A 23963-nucleotide genomic window follows, 5' to 3' on the forward strand; every position below is an offset into this window, starting at 1 on the left:
ATACTGCCCCCTCAACACGCAATAGAATAAGATCATGACTCAAAGCTCAACACAACAAACCATTCATCAAGAAGTGAACCAATGGCTCAACGATGTGGTGATTGGTTTAAATCTCTGCCCATTTGCCGCCAAACCGCAACGCAATCAGCAAATCAAAATCCACGTCAGTGATGCCGATAACGAAGAGTTGTTGCTGCAAGATATTCTCAGCTTGCTGATGGAGCTCGATCAAACGGAGCCCAGTGAGTTAGAAACCACGCTGGTTGTTATCCCTAACATGCTCAGTGATTTTTGGGATTACAATCTTTTCATCGATTGGGTGGAAGCCTTGATCAGACAACAAGATTGGGAAGGCGTTTTCCAAGTGGCCACCTTCCATCCGGACTACTGTTTTGGTGGTGCCGAGCCAGAAGACGATGAAAACCTCACCAATCGATCGCCTTATCCGATTTTTCATCTCATTCGAGAAGAAAGCATGGAAAAGGTACTGCGCCATTACCCTGACCCAGAATCGATCCCTGACACCAACATTGCTCGTGTTTCAGCGCTCAATGAAGAAGAACGTAAAAAGCTATTCCCTTATCTTTTTCGCTAAACAGCATAGGGCAAAGAACATCAACCAAATCTGAGGCAGCGACCATGCGCACTGAGCCACAAGTGCCGCTGCTTCAATTGGCAAGGGGATAGAGCTTACCTCTAGGCTCTGGTATCATTCGCCCTTACGTAAAACTATTGGAAAAACACATGCAATTGTCTCAACTTACCCAAGACATTTTTGATCACCTTTACCGTGACATCACTGAGTTCCGTAGCACGTTTGATTTGCCTGTGGCTGCACCAGAAAGCCTAGATGAAAAAGCGGATACGCTACACACTTCTTTGATCATCGAAGAGATGACGGAGTTGGCGGAAGCGGATAGCAAAACAGAACAAGCAGATGCGATTGTTGATTCGGTCTACGTGCTTATGGGTCGCCTAGTCCACCTTGGCGCGGCAAACGTTGAAGACAATCTTGCTATCAGCTACTTGATTGATCTGCTGCTAAACGTCGCAAAAAATCGTGGTATCGACTTTATTCCATGCTGGGACGAAGTGCACTCAAGCAACATGAGCAAAGTGTGCCGCAATGAACAAGAATATGCCGACACTGAGAAGTTCTACGCAGAGCAAGGTGTTAAGTTGATGGCGGTGCAAAAAGGTGATTACCTGATTGCAAAATGTGCCGAAGATTTCGAAGGCGAAGGTAAAACGATTCGTGCTGGTAAGGTATTGAAATCGGTTTACTACCGCCCTGCAGACTTGGTTCCGCTGACTCAGTAAGCCATCTGTTCTCAGTTGGCCATCCGTTTTTAGCAAACCAACCGTTTGATGAAGCTAGCCCGCCTAAGTGCGGGCTTTTTATCGGCTTTCAATAAAAGCTAAGTGAAAATCAAATACGGCTGCCCCTCAACGGCCACTTTTTTCACTGGCGTTTCAAATACCTGTTGTAGATTTTCCACACTCATCACTTCGTCTGCGGAGCCATAAGCGGTTAACACGCCTTGGTTGAGCAACAACACCTTGTCCGCATGTTGATAAACACGATTGAGATCATGATTGGCGACAATCACCACCAAGCCTTGCGCAGCCATTTCATCGATAAGTTGATACAACCACTTCGCTTGGGCAACATCCAGTGGCGCGGCAGGCTCATCCAAGATCAGTAATTGCGAGTAAGGATTTAACGAGCGCCACACTTGCAAGCACACCGCAGCTAGACGCACGCGTTGCCATTCACCACCCGAGAGGGCCTGCACACTGCGATGCAACTTGTCTTGCAGCTGCACCAACTCCACCACTCTACGCACAGCCGCTTGAACCTCTGGCTCAGTCACATGCCTTCCAGCCGGTAACGAAAGCGCCAACATCTGAAACACGTCGACATTAAACGCCGGTCTCGATTGCTGGCACAGGTAAGCCCGATAAATCGCTTGTTCCGCTAAAGGCAGCGTGAGTAAAGAGGTCTCGTTGATCAACACTTCCCCTTTGGCGCCTTCGCGCGAGCTCAGTGTGCCCGCGATGGCTGACAATAAGGTACTTTTTCCAGAACCGTTTGGGCCCGCCACATACACTTTTTCACCTGCAGCGCATTGAAAAGACAGGGGTAAAAGCCGATTGCCGACACTAATATGATTAATGTGCATCGTGGCTCCTTATCAGCATCCAGATAAAGATGGGTGCGCCAATGGTGGTGGTCATCACCCCCAGCGGCAGCTCTGCCGAATCCAATAAAGTTCTTGCCCAAATGTCAGAAAAGACCAATAACGTCGCCCCGGCAAACGCCGACAGCGGCAACAAGAATCGGTTTTCGGAACCAAACGCCATGCGTAGCAAATGAGGCACGACCAAACCAACAAAACTGATTATGCCGCCAAGGGCCACCGCACAGCCAATCAAGATGGAGATCGCCAAAATCAGCCGCCAACGTACCTTGTGCACATCAACGCCCAGTTGCACGGCGTGCGTTTCACCGAGCATCAGTTTGTCCAAAGTTTTGCCCTGCAGACAGAGCCAAACCAAGACCGGAAGCAACACGAGTGTCACCAGATGATGATGCCAACTTGCCCCGCCAATGCTCCCCATTAACCAATACATCAGTTGACGTAAGCTGAGGTCGTCACTGAAATAAAAGGCCCAAGTGACAAACGCGCCCGATAAAATACCGAGCGCCACCCCCACGAGGAGCATTCTAGAGGTCGACAAGTGCATCGCTCTTGCCATCCCCACCAAAATCAACGTAAAAACCAAGGCACCAATGATCGCTGCTAGCATAAACACCGTTGGCGTCGGCATCACAGGCAATAAAAAGAGCGCAATCACCATGGCCAAACTGGCCCCACCGGAGATGCCTAACACACCAGGTTCAGCAAGCACATTGCCAAGCAAGACTTGTAACGTTGCCCCCGAGACCGCTAATGCCGCGCCAATCACCATTGCCGCCACCAGTCGCGGCAGGCGCAGATCAACCAACAGCTTGTGTTCAAAGCTGCTCAAGGAAGAAAACGGAGAAAGAAAGACTTCACCTACCATCAAATAGAGAGCAGAGAGAACCAAAAGCACAGCCAACATCACCAATAAGGTGGCTCGCCATCGCTTCTCTTTGTGGGCTATCAGTTGGTGCAGTTCCATGGGCAATGATTCAATTCGCTCGCTAAACAAAAGGCTTAACTCTAACGTTAAGCCTTTCAGAAATAAACTATTAAACTCGCTCTCTTAGTGCTCTTAAGCAGCCTGAGAGCAAAAGAGCTTAATCGTAAACCAGTTGATCGTCTTCAAAGCGGGCTTTGATCTCACAAACCATTAGTGCGGCGCGTTGACCAATCGCCACGTTACGGTTAGGGAACACAATCGCTTCATTGTCATTCTTCGCCATCAAAGGCTTATCACCATCGTGGCCAAACACTTCACCGTGCATAAACGAGGTAAAGTTTTCCACTTGATCGTCAAATCTGAAATCGAAGTCTTGATGCAAACGAACAATGGTGCGGCTAACACGATAAGTAATGGCCGGCTTAGGCAAATGCTCTGGGGTCACTTCCGCGATCAAATCACGCATGGTTAAATCCAGTGCGGTAAATCTGCTTAAATCATTTTCACCAATGCGAGCGACTCGGCCTAACTCCATCGTCAGTGCTTGAGCAGAATAGTATTCTGCACTGAACCAGCTAAACGTGCTGGATGGTGAATTAGAGAGCAGCAACGCTTCGACGTGGCTGTGGTTGACAAAATCGACCAACGCTTTTGAACGTGTCGGATGGCGCGTTTTCGGACTGATCGCAAACGAATAGTGCTTCGACGCTCGTATCGCGCAATGCAAATCTAAGTGCCAACGGCTCTCTACGGGCGTGTTATCGAAAAACGCTTTCACCAATAACTTCAGTTGATCGGCAATCACCAACTCTTTGCTTGGCTGATGCTCTTTTTCATCAAACAGACGGTTGAGGTTTTCTTCAATAAAACGCGTGTGCGCATTGGTCGCTTCTGGATGAGCAATGATAAATAAACAACGCGCTTGCACATCTTGAAAGCCCGTTTCGATATCGTGAACAATCTTGTCAATCAGTTCCATCGGTGCAGTTTCATCACCGTGGATCCCTGACGATAAAATGATATTTTTCGTTTCCGCGCTGTTGTTTGCCGGAATGACTTCTAACACACCACGCTGATGCAGCTGCAATCTTACCCCATTGCTTAACGTCGTCGCTTTCGCCTCGACAGATTGCTGCATATTGAGGGTGTCTGACAAAAACGATTGGCGAAAGAGAGAATTCGTCATGCGTTACTCCTTAATTGCACGGCGGTATGTTAATAAAATGTACACAACATTTATGTTGCTAGGATCTCACTTATCAAGAGAAATCGAAGTTTTCACCGCAAAAAGCCAAGAATTGCGTTCATTCTGGACGATTTGCTGACTGAGATCACCGTCGCCGAACACTTCTTAAACAATAACAGTATGTTAGGGAGTGAACTCTACCACATCCCTAACCATTTCCGTTATAACAAGATCACGGAATTTTATTTTCCGATCTGCACCAATAGTTGTTCAAATTCATCCACTTTTTCACGGATACGTTCGATGCTCTGTTGCCAGAAATCCGCTTGCGTCAGATCCATTTGCAGATGCTGCGCGACCACCTCTTCCGCCATCATCGCCCCTGTATCTCGCAGCAAAGCGACGTAATCACGATAGAAAGACTCTCCCTTTGCCGCACGCTGAGCGTAGATGCCTTTCGAGAAAAGGTAACCAAACAAATAGGGGTAGTTGTAGAAACTGATTTCTGAAATCGAGAAATGAAGTTTACTGGCCCAGAAATAGGGATCGGATTCTGACATTGAATCGCCATACCACGCTTGCCAAGTTTCACTCATCAACTGACAAATATCATCCGCCGACAATTCACCGCTGGCACGACGCTCATAGAACGCTTTTTCAAATTCGTAACGTACAGGAATGTTGATGGTGAGCGCGTAAGCAGAAGAGAGCTCTTCCCACAACATTTCTAGTTTCTCTTCAGCGGTGACGGCTTGTGCAATCAGGTAATCCTGAACAATGTTCTCCGCAAAAATAGACGCCGTTTCTGCCAGCGTCATTGGGTAACGCGTTTGACAAAGGGGCATGTCTTTCATCACCCAGTTGTGGAACGCGTGCCCGAGTTCATGGGCCAAAGTCAGCAAATCCGAACGGCTGCCCGACCAAGTCATAAACACCAGCGGTGTGCGGGTGGCCGCTAATTTAGTGCAATACGCACCGAGACGTTTATTTTCCGAAGGCGCAGCATCAATCCAGCCATTTTCCACCATGAGATCAACAAAGCTTGCCATCTCTGGGTTGACTTGTGCAAACGCATTGCGGATCAGCTCAATCGCTTCATCAAAGCCATACACTTTGGCCTCGCCATCAAACGCTGGCATTGCGGCCAAGTGATTCCAAGGCTTCATTGCCTCTAAGCCATGCACACGCGCCATTAGCTTCCCCGCCTTCTGGCCAACCGAGCGACTTTCCTTTGCCACAGAGATCATGGTTTCTAAGGTCTGAGCCTCAATACGGCTCTCATAAAGGCTTGGCTCTAAGAAGTGGATATTGCGTTGGTGCGAGCGCTTTTGGTATTCGGTTAAACGCCAGCCAGAAAGCGCATTCAAAATTGCCGCAAAGGTTTCACGATGTGTTGCCATTGCGTTTTGAATCCCACGCCACGCTGGCTCTTGACGAGAGAACTCGGCCCCATAAAGCAGACTGGCGGCTTGAGAAAATCCAAGCGTTTCTTGTGTGCCGTCTTCGGCATCTAAGGTGATTTTTAAGGTGCCAGTCAGGTTGTCGTAGAGACGGCCCCAACCATCGCGCCCGTCCACCTGCATCGCAGAAAGCAGTTGTTCCTCAGACACACTCAAGCTTTGGTCCGCCAGCTTGCGCAGTTGCGCAATGGAGAATACCTGACCAGCCACATCGGGATTGTTGCTCTCTAAAACGTCGGCGATGAAATCGTCATCTGCGTGCATTAGCGCCAGTTGGTATGGGCTAAATGCCTGTTCCATTTCAGAACTAAGCTTGGCCATGCGTCCAACCAAAACTTTGGCTTGAGGATGAGTCACATCCACCGAGGTATAACAGTTGGCAAAGGTGTAAACCGTCGAAAGTAAACGCCCTGCGGCTTCTCGGGTGACGATGGCATTTTGCATCACGCTCACCACTTCACGCTGTGACGCTTGTGTATTGAGCAGTTTGATGCACTGCTCGATCAGTTCGATATCTTGTTCGATACGAACATCGGTTAAATCTGCATAGGCAATAGAAAGATCCCAGCTTGGCGCGGTCATTCTGTGTTCCTTATGAATCTGTGACTAATCGACTGGATGATTCGTCTGTTCTTCCCTGATAGAGAGAGGCATCCCGATCATTTTGACTGTCGGAAACTGCGTTTGGTCACTATCGGTAAAAATCGTTATGTGTGTCAGACTTGCGTTCTCAATGGCCAAGTTTTGATACCAGTGAGGGCTTTGCCAGTCTACACCCAAAAGGTGAGCTAAGATAAGTCGAATTACACCACCATGAGTGATGATTAACACTTTGCGATGTTCTGTGCTGATGATTTGCGACCAGCACTGCACTACCCTTTGCTGAAATTCAGCCAACGTCTCGCCCTCTGGCAAAGAGGCATTGGCAGGGTCTTGCCAAAAGGCGTTGAGGAGAGGCCACGGATAGTCCTGAGTATCAAAAGGCACTCCGTCTAACAAACCAAAGTCCATCTCTTGTAGGTCTGCTTGCAATTGAATTGGCCAATGGTGTTGTTGACCCAGCAACTCAGCCAACTCATGGCATCGAGAGAGAGGCGAGCTCACGATGAGTTCAACATCGTCATGCTGAGCGAACAACGCTTCGGCAATCGCTTGCTGACGATCCGCCGGTACCTTGGCATCGGTTCGGCCAAATAAACCCGCTTCCGCTGCTGTTTTGCCATGACGCAGTAAGATCACTTCCATCGCTTTTCCCTATTGATGACCACTCGATTTCAATACAAGGGGTAACCCCGCTGCGATTAGGGTGACGTTGTCACACACCTGAGCAAGTGATTGATTCATACGACCTGCATTATCCACAAATAGGCGGCTGATTTGCCCTAAAGGCACCACGCCTAACCCCACTTCATTGGAGACCAAAATGATCTGCGCTGTGCTTTCTTTCACAACGGATACCAACTGGGCAACCTTTTGCTCCAGTTTTTCGTTGCTCGCTTGCTCACCAAACTCAAACAGCCAGTTATTGAGCCACACCGTTAAGCAGTCCACCAGCACCACATCATCTGCACCAAACAGCGAGAGTCGCTCCGCTAAGTGCAGCGGCACCTCATGTTCACACCAACCTTGTCCACGTTGCTGTTGGTGATGGTGAATGCGCTCTGCCATTTCTTGATCAAAAGGCACCGCCGTGGCGACGTAGTGACATTTTGCATCATGTTGTTGAGACCATTGCCGCACAAACTGTTCAGCAAAACGAGATTTACCCGAGCGAGCCCCACCCAACACCAGCGCTTTGTTGGTTGAATAACTCATCGTCACTGCACCACCGCAATCAGAACCAAATAGATGCCGAGTTCCATCAATTGTTGAGCGCCGCCCAAGCAATCTCCGGTAAACCCGCCCAAACGCGCCAGCAGCCAACGTTTGAATGCCCAGCGGAAGAGGATCGCAAATAAAATCAATAGCAAACCGACCCCCAGCCCTAAGCTGATTGCCGCTAATACCCCAGTGAGGATCAGTATCGCCAGCTCCGTGGAGGATTGTGCATTCGCCAATGGCTTGCTTTTACTGGTATCGCTGTCAGAGACATAGGGCATGTCGTAAATCAGTGTGGCGGCAACGGCTCGGCTCAAGGTGTAGGCGACAACAATCATCAAGCCAAAATCAGGTTGACGTGCCAACGTGGTGAGAAAAACGAACTTACCTATCAGCGCCATGGTTAATGTGGCGCTGCCATAGGTTCCGATACGACTGTCCTTCATGATGGTGAGGCGTTTGTCGAGCGTCATCCCCCCACCAATGCCATCCGCCATGTCAGTGAGTCCATCTTCATGGAAGGCGCCTGTCAGCAGTAAGCTAAACGCCATCATCAGGACAATCGCCACCTGATAAGGGAAAAACAGCGATGCAAACGCATAAACCAGTACGCACAGCACGCCAAGCAATGTACCGACTAAAGCAAAGTAACGCCCAGCCTGATTCATTCTTTCATCACTATACGGTGTTGATTTGGGCACAGGCAAACGGCTAAAAAAGCTCACCGCCAAACAAAACAATTGGTACTGATACTGCCAGGTTTTCATATCAAACCGTTACTCCTGCGCTTTCGAAGCTTGCCATATTGTTATAAAACTGCGCCGCTGCTTTTAATAGTGGGTACGCCAGCGCGGCTCCTGTTCCTTCACCAAGACGCAGCCCCAAATCCAGCAAAGGCTTCGCTTCAAGGAGTGACAACACAATTTGGTGCCCTTGTTCTTCAGAGCGATGAGCGAACAACAAGTAGTCTCTCACCTCCGGTTTCAGCAACGTCGCGATATAGGCCGCGACCGAAACAATAAAACCGTCCACCAGCACTGGGGTTTTATGCTCAGCCGCAGCGATAAACGCGCCAGCCATGGTCACGATCTCAAACCCGCCGACTTCAGCGAGGATCGCATTAACCGATAGACCTTCACAGCGCCCTACGCCTTGCGCCACGACTTTAATTTTGTGCGACAGTTGCTCTTCATTAATGCCCGTACCTCTGCCGACACAGTGATCCACTTCGTGGCCAGATAACGCACTGAGCAGCGCCGCGGCAGAGCTGGTGTTGGCAATGCCCATCTCGCCAAACATCAATAAATCTGCGCCTTGAACGATTTTCTCTGCCGCTATTTGTTGACCATTGCGCAAAGCTTGTTCGACTTGCTCAATCGTCATGGCTGACTCAATGGCAAAGTTGGCGGTGCGTGAGCCCAAACGACGTAAGATGAGATTCGGAGCGTCACTGTCGACACGCAACAAAATGCCACAATCAACCACCGTCAGGTCGATGTTATGAAGTGCGCAAAAGCAGTTTATCGCCGCACCACCTGCGAGAAAATTCAATACCATTTGTTGCGTCACCGCACTCGGTGCGATGCTCACCCCTTCATCGGCGACACCGTGGTCACCAGCAAAAAGCAGCATCTGCGGCTGCTTGAGCTCAATATGCGTCGCCGCTTGCTCTTTACCTTGGCTTTGGATGAGTGCTAATTGTAAGGCGACTTGCTCGAGTTGCCCCAGTGCGCCTAGCGGTTTGGTTTTGTTGTCGATGATGTGCTGGATCTCAGCGGCAAATTGTTGCTCTAACATAACGGTCCCTGTTGGTGTCGAAATGGCGTAAAAACAAGAAGTTCTCTAGTGTACAGGCGAAGGGATCGTGGAGAAAGAGTCAAGATACGCTTCATCGACGGAAATGGTGGTCGAGAACCATTTTCTGCTGAGCGCCCATTTTACTGATCACGACTTAACCGTGGCCATCTGTGCGCATCGATTTTCTCAAATTGCAAATCAAAACCGCATTTTTGCAAAAAGCGCGCGGTTTCAGCGCTCAACGCCCCCTAAACGGTGTTCAGATAATGGCATAGGATATGCAGGGATTATCCTGTCTCCAACACACTGAGGTACCTGTTATGTTTGCCAATCAAAGTCGTAAACCGAAGAAATCGGGTGGCAATGCGAAGCGCCCTCAGAGCAATCGACAAGTTCCATTGTCGATGACCTAACTCCCACACAGGGCCCTTTCGGGCCTTTTCTTTTGTTACCGCCATCAAACCCTCGAACGCTTTCCATTGCTAAACTCAAGAGAGTTCAACAAGATAACCCTCTTGATGGTTTTAGGAGCAACACGATGACGATTCGTGGTGAGAACACAGCAGTCATAGTCGCTGGCGGAACAGGCCTGGTGGGGTCACAATTGATTGAACAGATCTTACCGCATGAAGCAATCAGTACACTTTACGCCTTAACTCGCCGCCAAATTACCGTCAACATTCCCCAAGCGATCAAACTTGTTAATCTGATCGAGCCCGATTTGCTCATCTCCGATTGGCCAGATGAAAGAGCGAGGCCCACGGTAGGCTTCATCTGTTTAGGAACAACCAAAAAGCAAGCCGGAAGCCAAGAGCAATTGCGTCAGATTGATGTTGAACTGGTGTGCCAAGTCGCTCAAACCATGAAATTGCTTGGTGTTACGCGAGTCGCCGTGGTATCAAGCCTCGGCGCAGACGCACAATCGCGCTTCCATTACCTCAAATGTAAAGGACAGATGGAGCGTGCTCTCATGAACATGGGCTTTGAACAGCTCGTCATCGTTCGCCCCGGCCCACTCAAGGGCCAACGCCACGCCTCGCGCAGTGATGAAAAATGGTTGCAACGCCTGATGCGCCCGTTTATTCCCTTAATGCGCGGCAAGCTCCGCAATTACACCCCTATCGATGCCAAAGAGGTCGCGCTAGCCATGCTCTATCGTGTTTTTGCACCTCATCCACAGAAAGTGGAAATTTTGCATAAAAACGAGATGGTTAAATTGCTCGAACAATACCGCTAAACACGGGAACTCATTGCCAGCAAGGGCTCACAATGGTCTAATACACGCTTCGTTTGAACGCTAGGTAAGCCGAATGCAGCAAGACAATCAGCCCTCTTTCTTCTTTTTTGACTATGAGACTTGGGGAACCAGTCCAGCAAAAGATCGCCCATCGCAATTTGCTGGCGTTCGTACCGATGAAAACTTCAATATCATCGGCGAACCATTGGTGATTTATTGTCGCCCACCTGCCGATTATTTACCGGCCCCCGAAGCCGCACTCATTACCGGAATTACGCCGCAAAAAGCGCAGAAAGAAGGCTTACCCGAGCCAGAATTTATCGCAAAAATCCACGCAGAGTTGTCGCGTCCGAACACCACTAGCCTCGGCTACAACAGTATTCGCTTCGATGACGAAGTCACGCGTTACACCTGCTATCGCAATTTCCTCGATCCCTATTCATGGAGCTGGCAAAACGGCAATTCACGCTGGGATCTGCTTGATGTGATGCGAGCTTGTCACGCATTAAGACCGGAAGGGGTGGAATGGCCGGAAAATGAAGAAGGCTTTACCAGCTTTAAACTGGAGCACCTTTCTGTGGCCAATGGCATTGAACACAGTAACGCCCATGATGCGATGGCCGATGTGATCGCCACCATCGAAATGGCGAAAAAAGTCAAAGCCGCGCAACCCAAATTGTTTGATTACTTCTTTAGCATGCGCCATAAGCGTAAGCTCAATGAGTTGATCGATATTGTTAACATGACCCCTTTGATGCATGTCTCTGGCATGTTAGGCCGAGAATGCCAATACACCAGTTGGATTGTGCCAATAGCTTGGCACCCGACCAACAACAATGCGGTGATTGTGGTCGACTTAGCCAAAGATCCTCAACCCCTCTTTGATTTGGATGCCGATGCGCTGCATGAGCGTCTTTACACTCGTCATGATGAGCTCGGCGATTTATTGCCTGTGCCAGTTAAACTGGTGCATTTGAATAAGTGCCCAATTTTAGCACCAGCCAAAACCCTCACTGCGGAGAATGCCGCCAATATCGGCATCGACCGAGAACAATGTTTGGCAAACTTAGCCCTTATTCGCCAGCACCCAGAAGTGCGAGAAAAGTTGGTGCAGCTGTTCTCAATTGAACGCGAGTTCGAGAAAAGTCATGATGTCGATACCCTGTTGTACGACGGTTTCTTCTCGCCTGCCGACAAAGCCTCGATGGACATTATCCGCCAAACCGATCCAACGCACCTTGCCGCTTTGGACATCACGTTTAACGATAAACGCATCGAGCCGCTGCTGTTTCGCTACCGTGCGCGCAATTACCCATGGACGTTGGATGAGAACGAACAGCGCCGTTGGGCGAATCATTGCCGCGAATACTTCGAAAGTCGAATTGAAGAGTACATGCTTAATTTGGAAAACTTAGTTCACGAACATGAAAGTGACGAAAAGAAAATGGCGATATTAAAATCCGTGTACCGCTATACTGAGAGCTTGATCTCATAATTGCTGGGAGCCAAAGGGCTCCCATTATAAAAATGACTCCCTAACTATGAAATTCTCCCCCAAAGATTTGTTTGGCCTTGTTCTATCATTTGGCCTTATTTTCCTAGCCCTGACGATTGGATCAGGCATTCAGCACTGGACAGGAACCTCAGTGCCAGGAAGTGTAATAGGGATGTTGGTGCTGTTCGTATCGATGGCGATTGGCTTGGTCAAAGTCGAATGGGTCAAACCGGGCGCAAGCTTATTGATTCGCTACATGATTTTGCTTTTTGTGCCCATCAGTGTCGGGCTGATGGAGCATTTTGACATGCTCATCGCCAATGCTTTACCTATTATTGCCAGCGCGATTGGTGGTTCACTCATCGTATTAGTCAGCCTTGGTTGGCTGCTGCAGCGCATTCTTGGTAAGGAGGCGTAATCATGTGGTTACTCGTTACTATTGCCGTCTTCTTATTTGCCCGTTGGCTTGCCATCAAAATCAACAATCCTTTGGCTAACCCACTACTGATCAGTATCGCTATTTTGATTCCGATGTTGACGGTGTTAAAGATCCCGTTTGAAACCTATTACGCGGACAATCAATGGATCAGCTACATGTTGCAACCTGCGGTGGTCGCCCTTGCTTACCCTTTATATGAGCAGTTGCCACAAATTAAAGCCAATTGGCGAATCATTGCCTTAGCATGCACTTTAGGCAGTGTGATGTCGATGCTCACCGCCATGCTCATTGCCGTCGCCTTCAAGGCAGACATTAGCTTGATCGCTAGCCTGCTTGGTAAGTCAGTCACCACACCGATTGCAATGGAAATCTCAAGCCACTTAGGGGGCGAAGCCGCCGTGGCTGCTATTCTGGTGCTGCTCGTTGGGCTGTTTGGGGCAATCCTTGCCTACCCAATCTATAACTTGCTTGGCATTAAGCACCCTATCGCACGTGGACTCACCATGGGGACAGTTTCGCATGCACTCGGAACAGCGACCTGCGTGGAGAAAGCACCGGGTGACGCCGCCTTTTCTTCTTTAGCGTTAGTACTGTGTGGCATCATTACTTCTATTCTCGCACCAAGCTTTTTCGCCCTCGCGGTTTGGCTATACGGTTAACACCGACTTCTGACTAAGACGCCCTCTTGCTTATGCTGAGGGCGTTTTTTTATTCACGCTTTTATACAGTGCTATACAGTAGTTTTACTGTTCATCTTACCAATCGACTCAGCTACCAGTGATATTCGTCACAAATCCTCATACTTATCACTACGTACCAAACGAAATATAAACCAATAAAAATCAAACAGATAACAACATATCTTTTTCACCAGACAATCAGTTTAGGTGAAAAATCCAACAAAAAGAGTTGATCAATCGCCTTAAAAAAACTACTGTATACACATACAGCATGTATAAAGGAACAGTAAGATGCAGATTCAAACTCAAACTCGACCATATTCTCGTTTTAACGTGTTAGCTCAGCCAACCGTACCTATGAATGTTTCTGATCAGTTGTTGCAAAAGCTGGCTAATCTTTCCGCTCAAAACCAGTGGATTTTGTTTACAGCCGAGTGCCCAAGACCTGACTTTGCACAACTTACTGCTTCCAATATCCGCTGCCAGAACGTCATCCAGATGAAAGCTTCTCAGACAATGACTGAAATGGAGATCGTGATGAAAGCAATTCGCTCTGGCAATGCCGCTGCGGTTGTCGCATCCGATCAAATCGATTTGATTAACCAATCTTTGCTTAACGATCTCGCTCGCGAGTATGGCTGTGAAGTGTTTTTCGTTGAAGGCAGAGCACACAAGTATCACTAACAAGTTCAACGTTATCCATCCTGCATCTCGCCTCCCAAATGGGAGGCATTTTTTGTTTGGCAAAAACAAGGCAAACGTTTGCTTTTTTCTCTGGCGACTTCAAATAGTTCTGGTATCATGCCCCGGTAATCGATGAATCCGTTAGATTTTGTTGTCCGATTCATTTCCCGCATGACGTTTGAAATTATGATAGGAATGTCAAAATGAGCCTTGCTGACCAAGTACTTGCCGTCAACGATGACCTACCCATCCGCACCGATAAACCTGTACACAGTGGAAAAGTTCGTTCTGTTTACTGGTTGACCGAAGAAGACAGTGCCCGACTGATTAAAGAGAAAGGATACAATGTTGCCCCTGACGCCCCATTGGCGATCATGGTGATCAGCGATCGTATTTCCGCTTTTGATTGCATTTGGCATGGAGAGCACGGGTTGAATGGCGTACCGGGTAAAGGCGCTGCGCTCAATGCCATTTCAAACCATTGGTTTGGCTTGTTCAAAGAAAATGGCCTTGCTGACAGCCACATTCTGGATATTCCGCATCCTTTTGTCTGGATCGTACAGAAAGCCAAACCGGTGAAAATCGAAGCGATTTGCCGCAAGTACATTACTGGTTCAATGTGGCGTGCTTACGAAAAGGGTGAGCGTGAATTCTGTGGTATTCAGCTACCAGAAGGCTTGGAAAAAGACAAAGCACTGCCGGATCTGCTCATGACGCCATCAACAAAAGGCATTTTGAAAGGCATTCCAGGCGTTCCGGAAGCAGACGACGTTAATATCACCCGCCAAAATATCGCTGACAACTTTGCCGCGTTTAATTTCTCTAGTGCCGACGATATCGCGCTTTACGAAAAACTGCTGAAAGACGGCTTTGGTGTGATCAGTGAAGCATTAGCAAACGTGGGGCAAATCTTTGTCGATACCAAATTTGAATTTGGTTACGTCACGGATGCGGCTGGAAATGAAAAACTGATTTACATGGATGAAGTGGGTACACCAGACTCATCACGAATTTGGGATGCCCAAGAGTATCAAGCAGGCAAAATTGTTGAGAATTCAAAAGAAGGCTTTAGACAATTCTTGCTTAACTACTTCCCTGACCCAGATATTTTACTGAATAAAGATCGTATGCCTGAGCGTGAAGCGCTCGCTCGCGACAACGAACTGCCTGAAGAAGCGCTGATGGCAGTGTCTCATACTTACATCAACATCGCAGAGAAAATTACCGGCAGCGCGATCGTCTTAAGCGATAATCCAAAGCAAGAAATCATCGATATCCTTGGTCGCGAATACGGTTTGATTGACTAAGTCATCGCCAACGATTCAAAACAAAAAAACGCCTGCATCGCTGCAGGCGTTTTTTCTCGTCACTTGACATTACTTAATCAAACTGAGACTCACTGAGATCTTTCAAGCGGATCACGAACACATCTTGTTCTCGGCAGTCAATTTTGCTTTCGCTGCGATTTTGAATGAAGTCGATCTGGGTGGGCTCTAGCGCATACGGCATCACCACCGTCAGCTCGTCTATCCCCTCCAGTTTTGCCAGTTTGAGTAGCGTCACCAAGTTGGATTCATCGCTACGGCGTGAAGACATGCTCTTTAAGGCGGCGTCCCACAATCGATCTTCTGGTTCTGAAAGCTCTGCAATACTGTTCTTCCACATCACACCAAAAACTGGAGCAAAGGTGGTTAAGGCTTCTAAAAACGTCCATTTTTTACTGCATGAAGCCCCTAGAAAACTGGTGTAGTCGAATTCGACGTGTCTCTTTCCCTGTTTTTCCATTTTGTCCCCCGACAGATTGGCAACACAACATACTCAATATCAGTCAAGTGTTTTGATATAGCAATAGGATATAAAACAATGGTCTTTTATGCCCTAGTTTCGAGAGGAAAAGAAATATTAAAACCAGAGTTGTAACAATCGTCACTCAGACCCTTTAACGATATGCGTCGGATTGATTAATATTTTGCGTTTAAAACAAATACCCTCCCATTTAAGAGAGGGAGAGCATCGTTTTTACTTACCAGCGTACCAGCTTGAAACCGGCACCGATCCGAGTTTGATTGTGGTCATAATCGATCAGAGTTTCACCATAACCATGGTACGCCTGAATGTAGATGCCAATCAGATCATTAAAGTAAAAGGTATAGCCCACTTCTACGCCACCACGGCTGTCATCCCAATTGTAGAATCCTCGAGCATTAAATATGCCTGCCGCGCTGTAAAGCTTCATCCAAATTTCATACGGTGCGTAGTAATCTTCAATATCTCGGTTTTCTGATGTATCCCCCACCACAGACCAAAGGTGCACACCGTACTCCAACGGCCCATCCAAACGCTCTGCAGCAAGGTAGAGACGATCCCAACTACGAGATAACGCCGATGAACGACCATTAGACTCGTGCTTATAGCCCGCCTCCAAATGGTTAAAGATCAGCATATTGCTTTGATGAGCAATAAACAGCTGGGGCTTATAGTTGGTTTCTCTAAAGGGAGAAGAGATATCAGAATTGGCCAATTGCCAAAGGGATTTTTGCGTATAGGAACCCACGACGGCAGTGGCTTTATTAAATCGATAGAGGGGAACCGAAACCGAGAGCTGAAACTTCACTTCGAAGTGCTGCAAATTATCCATGCCGGAACCACTGGCTTCATAGGCTTCATCATTGATATCGGAGGTATAAGTGCCAAGCGCATAGTTATCTTCATAACTGGAAATGGTATTGAGGCTTTTCGCCTGAGCAAACAAAGGGGCGGTTAAGAGCAGTGCGAGCGCTTTAAACTTCATTGTGTTCCTTCAGTGATAGATGCTTAGCCATTTATTCGAGAACGGTTATTTCTCTTTCAAACACTAAATAAGGGCTTGAGCAAGTTGCCATAAAGCGGCAAATGAAAACATTCATCGCTCAATAAAGCAAATATTATTCCAAGCCAATCATTTCAAAACAAAATATTTCTCACCCACCATTAACACAATGAAACCCTTGTTTTAACGAACATCAATCACTCGACTCGCTTTACGATATTGCACTCGCCAGCCGGAAAAACGAGGCAATTCCCAACGCTTAGGATCGCCTTTGCGGTTGCCGCCAGCGAAGACCACTTGCACCAACTTGCCAGCAGGAAAATATTCCACCGTCAGCTGTAAATCAGGCAAAGAGAGCGATAACGGAAATTGCTCAGCAAAATCCTTGTATTGCCAATCTGGGATCCCTCGATACGGGAAATCATGGCTTTCAAACAGTGCCATTTCATCCACTTCGTTCACTCCCATGGCATCAAGCTGCTCGCGTAACCATTGGTCAAAGTCCAGTAATCCGATGGGGCGTTGCTCTTCATTCAAGCCTAACGCACAATACAAGTGCCAATGCGTCATTTGTGTCGTGACAAACGCATAGAGATCCGGCAGCAACTGGCCTTTTTTTACCAGAGCAACGATGGTTTCAATGGCATCCTCTCCTTGAGGTTGTTCAAGCCTGCTCTCCACCACTCGACCAGCGTAAACCAGTTGCATCTCCACTTCGACCGCATCGTTTGATGGGCGCGTTTCCCCTTGTCGCCACTCCCCTAACTCGAGTTCGTTAATCAAGGTCAACGGAGCGGGCATGATCACGCTGGCTAAGTTGAGCGTCTGTTTCACACCTTTCCCCGGCAAGCTATGGCTATCTAACACAAGAGCAAGCTCGTGTTTGTCAGAGAAACGGCTTTGGCGACCGACCATCATTTCCATCTTTCCATTCCCCAACGCCTCACGTCGTTTGGTTCGGCGGATAAAGACCAACTCTGGATGCAAACGAGCGATCGCCTTAACCAGTTCAACCCGCGTGTATCTCGAACTCACTTCAAGATCGGGCAGTTCAAACAGATCGCGCATTTGTTGAGACAAGCCTCGCGCTTCCTCTAACGCCCCTTCATCCACGATCACACCACTAAAGCGCTGACCACGAATGAGTTGAATCATTAACGTGGCGTCGCACTGTTGCGGCTCTTGTTCAAGTAGTATCTCAACCTCTTCGCCACCCTTGATTTGATACAGCGCCGCAGGGACAGAGAGACCAGCGGCGAGATCAATCATCGCCTCTTTGAGTGCCTTGGTTGGCATGCGAGTGACAAGGTCGGCGTAAAGCGTGTCAACAGGTAAGGGATAGAGCTTTTGTCCGTGCTCGGTCACTTTGCCTTCGGCTGTGATGGCCTGCATGCCATTGAGTATCTTGTGTGCCTGCACAAGAGATTTCTCTGGCAAACCATCTAAAAACTCAAGCTCGGCCAAGCGATAGCCACAACACGCCGCTGCCAACATCGGCTCGCTGAGTTCTTCTCGCTGCAGTTCGGGGGGCGTGGCAAGTTCAAGTGGCGCGTGTTCACCGTACAGACGCAAACATTGGCCAGCCATAACACGACCAGCACGCCCTGCTCTTTGTGCCGCACTGGCCTTGGAAATATGGGAAAGGATCAAGGTTGTTCGACCATTTCGTTGTATGGTGCGTCGCTCTAAGCCACTGTCAATCACGGTGGTGATGTTCGGTATCGTCAGCGAGGTTTCCGCCACATTGGTCGCTAACACAACTTTGCGCTGGGCTTGCACGCTTAAAGCAATGCGTTTCTCTTCCTCTGACACTGAGGCATGCAGCTTTGCCACAACCAAAGAGGGTTGTGCTTGCAACTGACTGGCAAGGTTTGAAATCTCTTTCCTTCCGGGTAAGAAAACTAAGATATCTTGCCCATCGGTTTGTAACACTTCATTGATCGCGGCCATCACGTCATGCTCACACTGTTTCTTGCTGGGCAAAAGGTGACTCTCTTTGGCTCTATATTCGATGCTGACTGGGTAGCAGCGACCTCGAGATTGCAAACGTTCGGCGTTGAGATATTTCGCCAGCTTTTCACCCGCCAACGTCGCTGAGGTTAAAACCAGCCTATGACTATTTTGCGCTTTGAGCATCGCGGTGAGGAGATCCATGTCCCATCGACGCTCATGAAATTCATCAATGATAATGATATCAAACGCACCCAGACCATCTTCCGCTAACCAACGTAACGCTACACCCGGCGTAACAAACACGATATTGGTCTGCGCGTCATAAGCGGCCTGAAGTTTGATCGCATACCCGACTTTACTCCCCAATGGCTGACCAGATTGCTCAGCCAAAAACTCAGCCAATGACGTACAAGCAATTCGCCTTGGTTCAATCACCAGCACTCGACCATGCTCTGCCGCCCACAATGGCAAGCGAGTGGATTTTCCTGAACCAGTTTCAGCTTCCACCACAAGATGCGTGTGGCCAAGGTGATGATCAAATTGCGCTTTGATGATGTCGATAGGGAGTGTGGACATAAAATTTCACTGCGTTTAAATGTGTTTCGGAGTATACCCTTAAACTTTCATCACAGGGGCGTACTCTGGTCATTTCTCTGTGATTCAGTATTAAAACGCTCGGACGTGGATGTTTGAATGCTGATATTTCGCGCATAAAGCAACTTTTTTTGTGCGTTTGATTTGATGTATATCAAGCGCTATTTACAACCAATTAGTGAAGCCGTTATCATTTTTAGCGTTTCCTCAAAAACCCTACTAAGGCACCCAATGAATAACGATAAACGCCCACTCTACATCCCGTTCGCGGGTCCGGCGCTACTGAGTACCCCATTACTAAACAAAGGCAGCGCTTTTTCAGCGGAAGAACGCATCTCTTTTAACCTTGAAGGTCTGCTTCCTGAAACCACGGAAACGATTCAAGAGCAGGTTGAACGCGCATACATGCAGTACAAAGCGTTCGAGAGTGACATGGATAAGCACATCTACCTGCGCAATATCCAAGATACTAACGAAACCTTGTTCTATCGCTTGGTGCAAAATCACATCACTGAGATGATGCCGATCATTTACACCCCGACCGTGGGCGCGGCATGTGAAAACTTCTCCAATATTTACCGCCGTGGCCGTGGGTTATTCGTTTCTTACGCAAACCGTGATCGTATTGACGATATTCTGAACAATGCCTCTAACCACAACGTAAAAGTGATTGTGGTGACTGATGGTGAGCGTATTCTTGGTCTGGGTGACCAAGGTATCGGCGGCATGGGCATTCCTATCGGTAAGCTTTCTCTTTACACCGCTTGTGGCGGGATCAGCCCAGCTTACACCTTGCCTATCGTGTTGGATGTCGGTACCAACAACCCACAACGCCTTGCTGATCCAATGTACATGGGCTGGCGTCACCCGCGTATTACCGGTGCAGATTACGACGCGTTTGTTGAAGAGTTCATTCAAGCGGTTCAACGCCGCTGGCCAGATGCACTTATTCAGTTTGAAGACTTCGCACAGAAAAACGCGATGCCGCTACTTGAGCGTTACAAAAACCGCATTTGTTGCTTCAATGATGATATCCAAGGCACCGCGGCAGTAACGGTTGGCTCCTTGATGGCAGCGTGTCAAGCAGCTGGCAGCAAGCTCTCTGAGCAACGCATTACTTTCCTCGGCGCAGGTTCTGCCGGCTGTGGTATTGCCGAAGCGATCATTGCACAAATGGTCTCGGAAGGTATTTCGGATAAGAAAGCGCGCTCTCAAGTTTTCATGGTTGACCGTTGGGGTTTATTGCAAGAAGGCATGCCGAACCTGCTCGATTTCCAACAACGTCTGGTACAAAAACACAGCGTGACGGCGAAATGGGAAACCGAAGCCAATGGCTTCTCGCTACTTGATGTGGTGAAGAACGCAAAACCAACTGTATTGATCGGGGTTTCTGGTGCTCCTGGCTTGTTTACTCAAGAAGTCATTCAAGAGATGCACAAGCACTGCCCTCGTCCAATCGTCTTCCCACTGTCTAACCCAACTAGCCGAGTAGAAGCGGTACCTGCGGATATCATTCGCTGGACAAACGGTGACGCATTGGTAGCCACTGGCAGCCCGTTCGATCCTGTGATTCATGAAGGCAAAACCTACCCAATCGTACAGTGCAATAACAGTTACATCTTCCCGGGTATCGGTTTGGGTGTCTTGGCAGTTAACGCCAAACGCGTCACAGACGAAATGTTGATGGAATCCAGCCGCGCATTGGCGACGTGTTCTCCGTTGGCAATCAATGGTAAAGGCGCGCTCCTGCCACCACTTGAAGAGATCCACACAGTATCAAAACGCATTGCCTACGCAGTGGCGAAAAAAGCCATCGAACAAGGTGTGGCGTTGGAAATTGCTGACGATGCGCTGCAAGTCGCTATTGAACAACATTTCTGGCAACCGGTATACCGCCGTTACAAACGCACAGCGTTTTAATCCTAGTCAAAACAGCCCTCTTCGCGAGGGCTTTTTTGACAGCAAAAATGCGAGATTTCACCAGAAATTGACTTCAACTCTTCTGTGACTTTCCGTTAAGATGTGGACTTAGAAAGATATGGAGTGATATGTCGTGTTTCATCGCCTAGCCGGTTTGAAAAGTTGGATAAGTTTAAAACGGCTGATTGGGGGATCACTCGTTGCAATACTCTGCGCGATATTATTTGTCATTATCGTAGACCGCTGGGTAAGCTTGCAGGCCTCCGACAAAATCATCACCAGCTATGATCAAGTGGAAGGTTTTGATGTTGCCGTGGTGCTAGGAACCAGTAAATACATCGGTCGCACACTCAATACTTACTACACACATCGCATTGATGCCGCCATTGAGCTTTACCGACAAAACAAAGTGCAACACTTGCTGCTGAGTGGCGATAACGCCCATCGCTCATACAATGAGCCGTGGACCATGAAACGAGATCTCCTCAAAGCAGGCGTACCCGAAACGAACATCCACCTCGACTACGCAGGTTTTCGTACCTTAGACTCCATTGTTCGCGCAAAGAAAATTTTTGCCTCCGATCATTTCCTCATCGTCACGCAACGTTTTCACTGTGAACGAGCCCTGTTTATTGCCAATGCTTATCAGATCAATGCTCGCTGTTTGGCCGTTTCCGGCCCAAGTAACAGCAAGCAAATTTGGTCGATGCGCAGTCGAGAAGTACTGGCTCGCGTCAAAGCGTTTATCGATCTTTACGTCATTAACACGCAACCTCGCTTCCTTGGTCCACAAGAACCCATTGCACTCGAACCATTAGAAACGCCTCTTTCTCAACCACCAGCAGAAGGGTCCGATTCCCTTTCTCAATAAATGGGTAGAAATCTACACCTTTTACTTTTTAAACCTCACAGTTTGTTATTACAACGTTAATTATCACCAACACAAGCCCTACAAAACTCATAACATTCACGTAACGCAAGTCAGTATTTACGCCTCACATCTTTTTAAGTGGCATAGCCACTCAAGAAAAACAAAACAATAACCCTACAGAGGCGAAGCAAAAGGAGCACATGCTATGACCGCACTCGCTGTTACGTTAAAGAACTGGTTACTCACCAGAAACAGCATGATATTTATCGCCAATATCTTACTGTTCATTACTTTGATGACCACCTTACCTTTTGATCCTAAAGTGGTCGTTGGACTCAGTATCCTTGCTTTTGTCGCGGTACTTTGGCTTACAGAAGCCATTCACGTTAGCATCACCGCGCTGCTCGTCCCGATGCTCGCCGTCTTCATGGACGTTTTTGATACACAAGCTGCGCTGAATAACTTCTCCAACTCAATCATTTTCTTGTTTTTGGGTGGTTTTGCGCTTGCCGCAGCGCTACATAAACAGAAATTGGATCAAGCCATCGCAGATAAAGTGCTGATCCTAGCGAAAGGCAAGATGTCGACTGCGGTGTTTATGCTTTTTGGGGTTAGCGCCGGGCTTTCGATGTGGATTTCGAACACCGCGACTACCGCCATGATGTTACCGCTTGTATTAGGGGTAATGAGCAAACTCGATAGAGAGAAAAGTCACAGCACTTACCTATTCGTTTTACTTGGTATTGCTTACTGCGCCTCGATTGGTGGTATCGCCACACTAGTAGGTAGCCCACCAAACGCCATTGCCGCAGCGGAAGTTGGCCTTGATTTCACTGGCTGGATGAAACTTGGTCTCCCTATCACCATCTTGTTACTGCCAATTGCATTGATTGTGCTTTATTCAATGACCAAGCCAAACCTTAAGCACTCTTTTGAACTGGACCACACGCCAGTGGAATGGACCAACGGTAAGAAAATCACCCTTGCGATTTTCCTTGTAACGGTGTCACTGTGGATTTTCTCTAAACCAGTCAATGCGATGTTAGGTGGCTTCAAGAGCTTTGATACCCTTGTGGCTATCGGCGCTATTGTCGCGCTGGGTGTTTCGCGTGCGGTGGAATGGAAAGACATCGAAAAAACAACCGATTGGGGCGTACTCATTCTGTTTGGTGGTGGCCTCTGTTTGAGCAACGTGTTAAAAGCGACAGGCACCAGTGTATTCCTTGCAGAAGGCTTAGGTGCATTCCTTGAGCAAGCTGGCATCTTGTTGACCATTCTTGCTGTTGTCACCTTTGTGGTTTTCCTGACAGAGTTTGCAAGTAACACCGCCAGCGCTGCGCTTCTGGTACCTGTATTTGCCACGATTGCAGAAGCACTAGGGCTATCACCTGTTGTACTTTCTGCTTTGATCGCCATCTCTGCGTCTTGTGCCTTTATGTTGCCAGTGGCGACACCGCCGAACGCCATTGTTTTTGCAACAGGACATATCAAGCAAAAAGAGATGATGCGTATTGGTATGGTACTAAACATCGTATGTATCGCCGCTCTGACTCTATTCGCAACGATGTTCTGGTAAACATCAATGAGCACTACAACTGCAGGTTAGAGAATACTCTGCACCCTCACTTCCCCCGGGTGAATCTGTAGTTTCACGTTGGTGGCCTTTCGGCCACCTTTTTTTTATAGCTCGAATGTTAGCTCTCTAGAGGGTGTCTCACTCGTTGCCGAGCACAGTAAGCGCTATCTATGCGCACTCAGATCCTCAATTTCAATTTCAATGCGAACTTTAGAAAAACATCACTATGACACGTTTGCTAAGCAACAATAAGCGATACAAAAACAAGCAACAAAAAAGCCACCCGAATCTGGATGGCTTAGTCTGTTCAAGGCA

The 23963-nt window shown here is 48.1% G+C and carries 22 protein-coding genes; 11 read left to right on the forward strand and 11 right to left on the reverse strand.

Annotated features, from left to right (window positions below; translation table 11 throughout):
* Nucleotides 1-34: 34 nt before the first annotated feature.
* Both PQQ36_RS10395 and PQQ36_RS10400 read left to right on the forward strand, forming a co-directional pair.
* Entirely contained in the window at nucleotides 35-595 is a 561-nt protein-coding gene (locus PQQ36_RS10395; protein WP_011150122.1) for a DUF1415 domain-containing protein, read from the forward strand.
* Nucleotides 596-744: 149 nt separating this feature from the next.
* Entirely contained in the window at nucleotides 745-1320 is a 576-nt protein-coding gene (locus tag PQQ36_RS10400; RefSeq protein ID WP_013571938.1) for a nucleoside triphosphate pyrophosphohydrolase family protein, read from the forward strand.
* Between the two features lie 98 nt (nucleotides 1321-1418).
* On the opposite strand, the gene btuD is transcribed toward PQQ36_RS10400, so the two are convergent.
* From btuD to cobT, 8 genes are all read right to left on the reverse strand, one after another.
* Nucleotides 1419-2183: a vitamin B12 ABC transporter ATP-binding protein BtuD gene (btuD, locus tag PQQ36_RS10405; protein ID WP_273661148.1), complete on the reverse strand. Its 765-nt coding sequence runs from the start codon at nucleotides 2181-2183 to the stop codon at nucleotides 1419-1421.
* Nucleotides 2173-3168: a vitamin B12 ABC transporter permease BtuC gene (btuC, locus tag PQQ36_RS10410; RefSeq protein ID WP_273661149.1), complete on the reverse strand. Its 996-nt coding sequence runs from the start codon at nucleotides 3166-3168 to the stop codon at nucleotides 2173-2175. Before btuC ends, btuD begins: the two co-directional genes overlap by 11 nt.
* A gap of 118 nt (nucleotides 3169-3286) precedes the next feature.
* Nucleotides 3287-4315 (reverse strand): succinylglutamate desuccinylase, encoded by a 1029-nt coding sequence (locus PQQ36_RS10415; protein WP_011150118.1) that lies wholly within the window; start codon nucleotides 4313-4315, stop codon nucleotides 3287-3289.
* Between the two features lie 242 nt (nucleotides 4316-4557).
* Nucleotides 4558-6357 carry a M3 family oligoendopeptidase gene (locus tag PQQ36_RS10420; RefSeq protein WP_263199157.1) on the reverse strand — a complete coding sequence of 600 codons (1800 nt, stop codon included), beginning with the start codon at nucleotides 6355-6357 and terminating at the stop codon, nucleotides 4558-4560.
* Nucleotides 6358-6381: 24 nt separating this feature from the next.
* The gene (gene cobC / locus PQQ36_RS10425) at nucleotides 6382-7020 is read right to left on the reverse strand and encodes an alpha-ribazole phosphatase (protein WP_176297650.1); all 639 of its coding nucleotides are present in this window, start codon (nucleotides 7018-7020) and stop codon (nucleotides 6382-6384) included.
* Nucleotides 7021-7029: 9 nt separating this feature from the next.
* A complete protein-coding gene (cobU, locus tag PQQ36_RS10430; RefSeq protein WP_273661151.1) occupies nucleotides 7030-7590 on the reverse strand; it encodes a bifunctional adenosylcobinamide kinase/adenosylcobinamide-phosphate guanylyltransferase in 561 nt (186 codons plus the stop codon).
* 2 nt (nucleotides 7591-7592) lie between these two features.
* The gene (locus tag PQQ36_RS10435; RefSeq protein WP_263220387.1) at nucleotides 7593-8360 is read right to left on the reverse strand and encodes an adenosylcobinamide-GDP ribazoletransferase; all 768 of its coding nucleotides are present in this window, start codon (nucleotides 8358-8360) and stop codon (nucleotides 7593-7595) included.
* A 1-nt stretch (nucleotide 8361) separates the two neighbouring features.
* Nucleotides 8362-9390 carry a nicotinate-nucleotide--dimethylbenzimidazole phosphoribosyltransferase gene (cobT, locus tag PQQ36_RS10440; protein WP_273661152.1) on the reverse strand — a complete coding sequence of 343 codons (1029 nt, stop codon included), beginning with the start codon at nucleotides 9388-9390 and terminating at the stop codon, nucleotides 8362-8364.
* A 538-nt stretch (nucleotides 9391-9928) separates the two neighbouring features.
* On the opposite strand from cobT, the gene PQQ36_RS10445 reads away from it, so the two are divergent.
* The 6 genes from PQQ36_RS10445 to PQQ36_RS10470 all read left to right on the forward strand — a co-directional run bounded on the left by PQQ36_RS10445 (nucleotide 9929) and on the right by PQQ36_RS10470 (nucleotide 15232).
* Nucleotides 9929-10627 carry an oxidoreductase gene (locus PQQ36_RS10445; RefSeq protein ID WP_013571948.1) on the forward strand — a complete coding sequence of 233 codons (699 nt, stop codon included), beginning with the start codon at nucleotides 9929-9931 and terminating at the stop codon, nucleotides 10625-10627.
* Between the two features lie 73 nt (nucleotides 10628-10700).
* Nucleotides 10701-12122: an exodeoxyribonuclease I gene (gene sbcB, locus PQQ36_RS10450; protein WP_072603076.1), complete on the forward strand. Its 1422-nt coding sequence runs from the start codon at nucleotides 10701-10703 to the stop codon at nucleotides 12120-12122.
* Between the two features lie 46 nt (nucleotides 12123-12168).
* Nucleotides 12169-12540, forward strand: coding sequence for a CidA/LrgA family protein (locus tag PQQ36_RS10455; protein WP_011080627.1), 372 nt, complete (start codon nucleotides 12169-12171; stop codon nucleotides 12538-12540).
* 2 nt (nucleotides 12541-12542) lie between these two features.
* Nucleotides 12543-13220, forward strand: coding sequence for an LrgB family protein (locus PQQ36_RS10460; RefSeq protein ID WP_011080628.1), 678 nt, complete (start codon nucleotides 12543-12545; stop codon nucleotides 13218-13220).
* Between the two features lie 312 nt (nucleotides 13221-13532).
* Entirely contained in the window at nucleotides 13533-13925 is a 393-nt protein-coding gene (locus PQQ36_RS10465; protein WP_273661154.1) for a SulA-like leucine-rich domain-containing protein, read from the forward strand.
* A 203-nt stretch (nucleotides 13926-14128) separates the two neighbouring features.
* Complete coding sequence (locus tag PQQ36_RS10470; protein ID WP_103175236.1) at nucleotides 14129-15232, forward strand: phosphoribosylaminoimidazolesuccinocarboxamide synthase; 1104 nt, start codon at nucleotides 14129-14131, stop codon at nucleotides 15230-15232.
* Nucleotides 15233-15305: 73 nt separating this feature from the next.
* Here the strand turns inward: PQQ36_RS10470 and PQQ36_RS10475 are convergent, their stop codons facing one another.
* From PQQ36_RS10475 to PQQ36_RS10485, 3 genes are all read right to left on the reverse strand, one after another.
* Nucleotides 15306-15710, reverse strand: a complete 405-nt coding sequence (locus PQQ36_RS10475; protein WP_011080631.1) for a hypothetical protein — start codon at nucleotides 15708-15710, stop codon at nucleotides 15306-15308.
* A gap of 238 nt (nucleotides 15711-15948) precedes the next feature.
* Nucleotides 15949-16716, reverse strand: coding sequence for a phospholipase A (locus PQQ36_RS10480; RefSeq protein ID WP_011080632.1), 768 nt, complete (start codon nucleotides 16714-16716; stop codon nucleotides 15949-15951).
* A 201-nt stretch (nucleotides 16717-16917) separates the two neighbouring features.
* Nucleotides 16918-19263: a helicase-related protein gene (locus tag PQQ36_RS10485; protein WP_185890972.1), complete on the reverse strand. Its 2346-nt coding sequence runs from the start codon at nucleotides 19261-19263 to the stop codon at nucleotides 16918-16920.
* A gap of 249 nt (nucleotides 19264-19512) precedes the next feature.
* On the opposite strand from PQQ36_RS10485, the gene PQQ36_RS10490 reads away from it, so the two are divergent.
* From PQQ36_RS10490 to PQQ36_RS10500, 3 genes are all read left to right on the forward strand, one after another.
* Nucleotides 19513-21201, forward strand: a complete 1689-nt coding sequence (locus PQQ36_RS10490) for an NAD-dependent malic enzyme (protein WP_011080634.1) — start codon at nucleotides 19513-19515, stop codon at nucleotides 21199-21201.
* Between the two features lie 133 nt (nucleotides 21202-21334).
* Nucleotides 21335-22072: a SanA/YdcF family protein gene (locus tag PQQ36_RS10495; RefSeq protein WP_011150108.1), complete on the forward strand. Its 738-nt coding sequence runs from the start codon at nucleotides 21335-21337 to the stop codon at nucleotides 22070-22072.
* Nucleotides 22073-22277: 205 nt separating this feature from the next.
* On the forward strand, nucleotides 22278-23648 hold the full coding sequence (locus PQQ36_RS10500) for an SLC13 family permease (RefSeq protein ID WP_263132222.1): 1371 nt from the start codon (nucleotides 22278-22280) through the stop codon (nucleotides 23646-23648).
* The last annotated feature ends 315 nt before the right edge of the window (nucleotides 23649-23963 follow it).

Source organism: Vibrio sp. CCUG 15886, from assembly GCF_028570825.1.
Lineage (GTDB): Bacteria > Pseudomonadota > Gammaproteobacteria > Enterobacterales > Vibrionaceae > Vibrio > Vibrio vulnificus_B.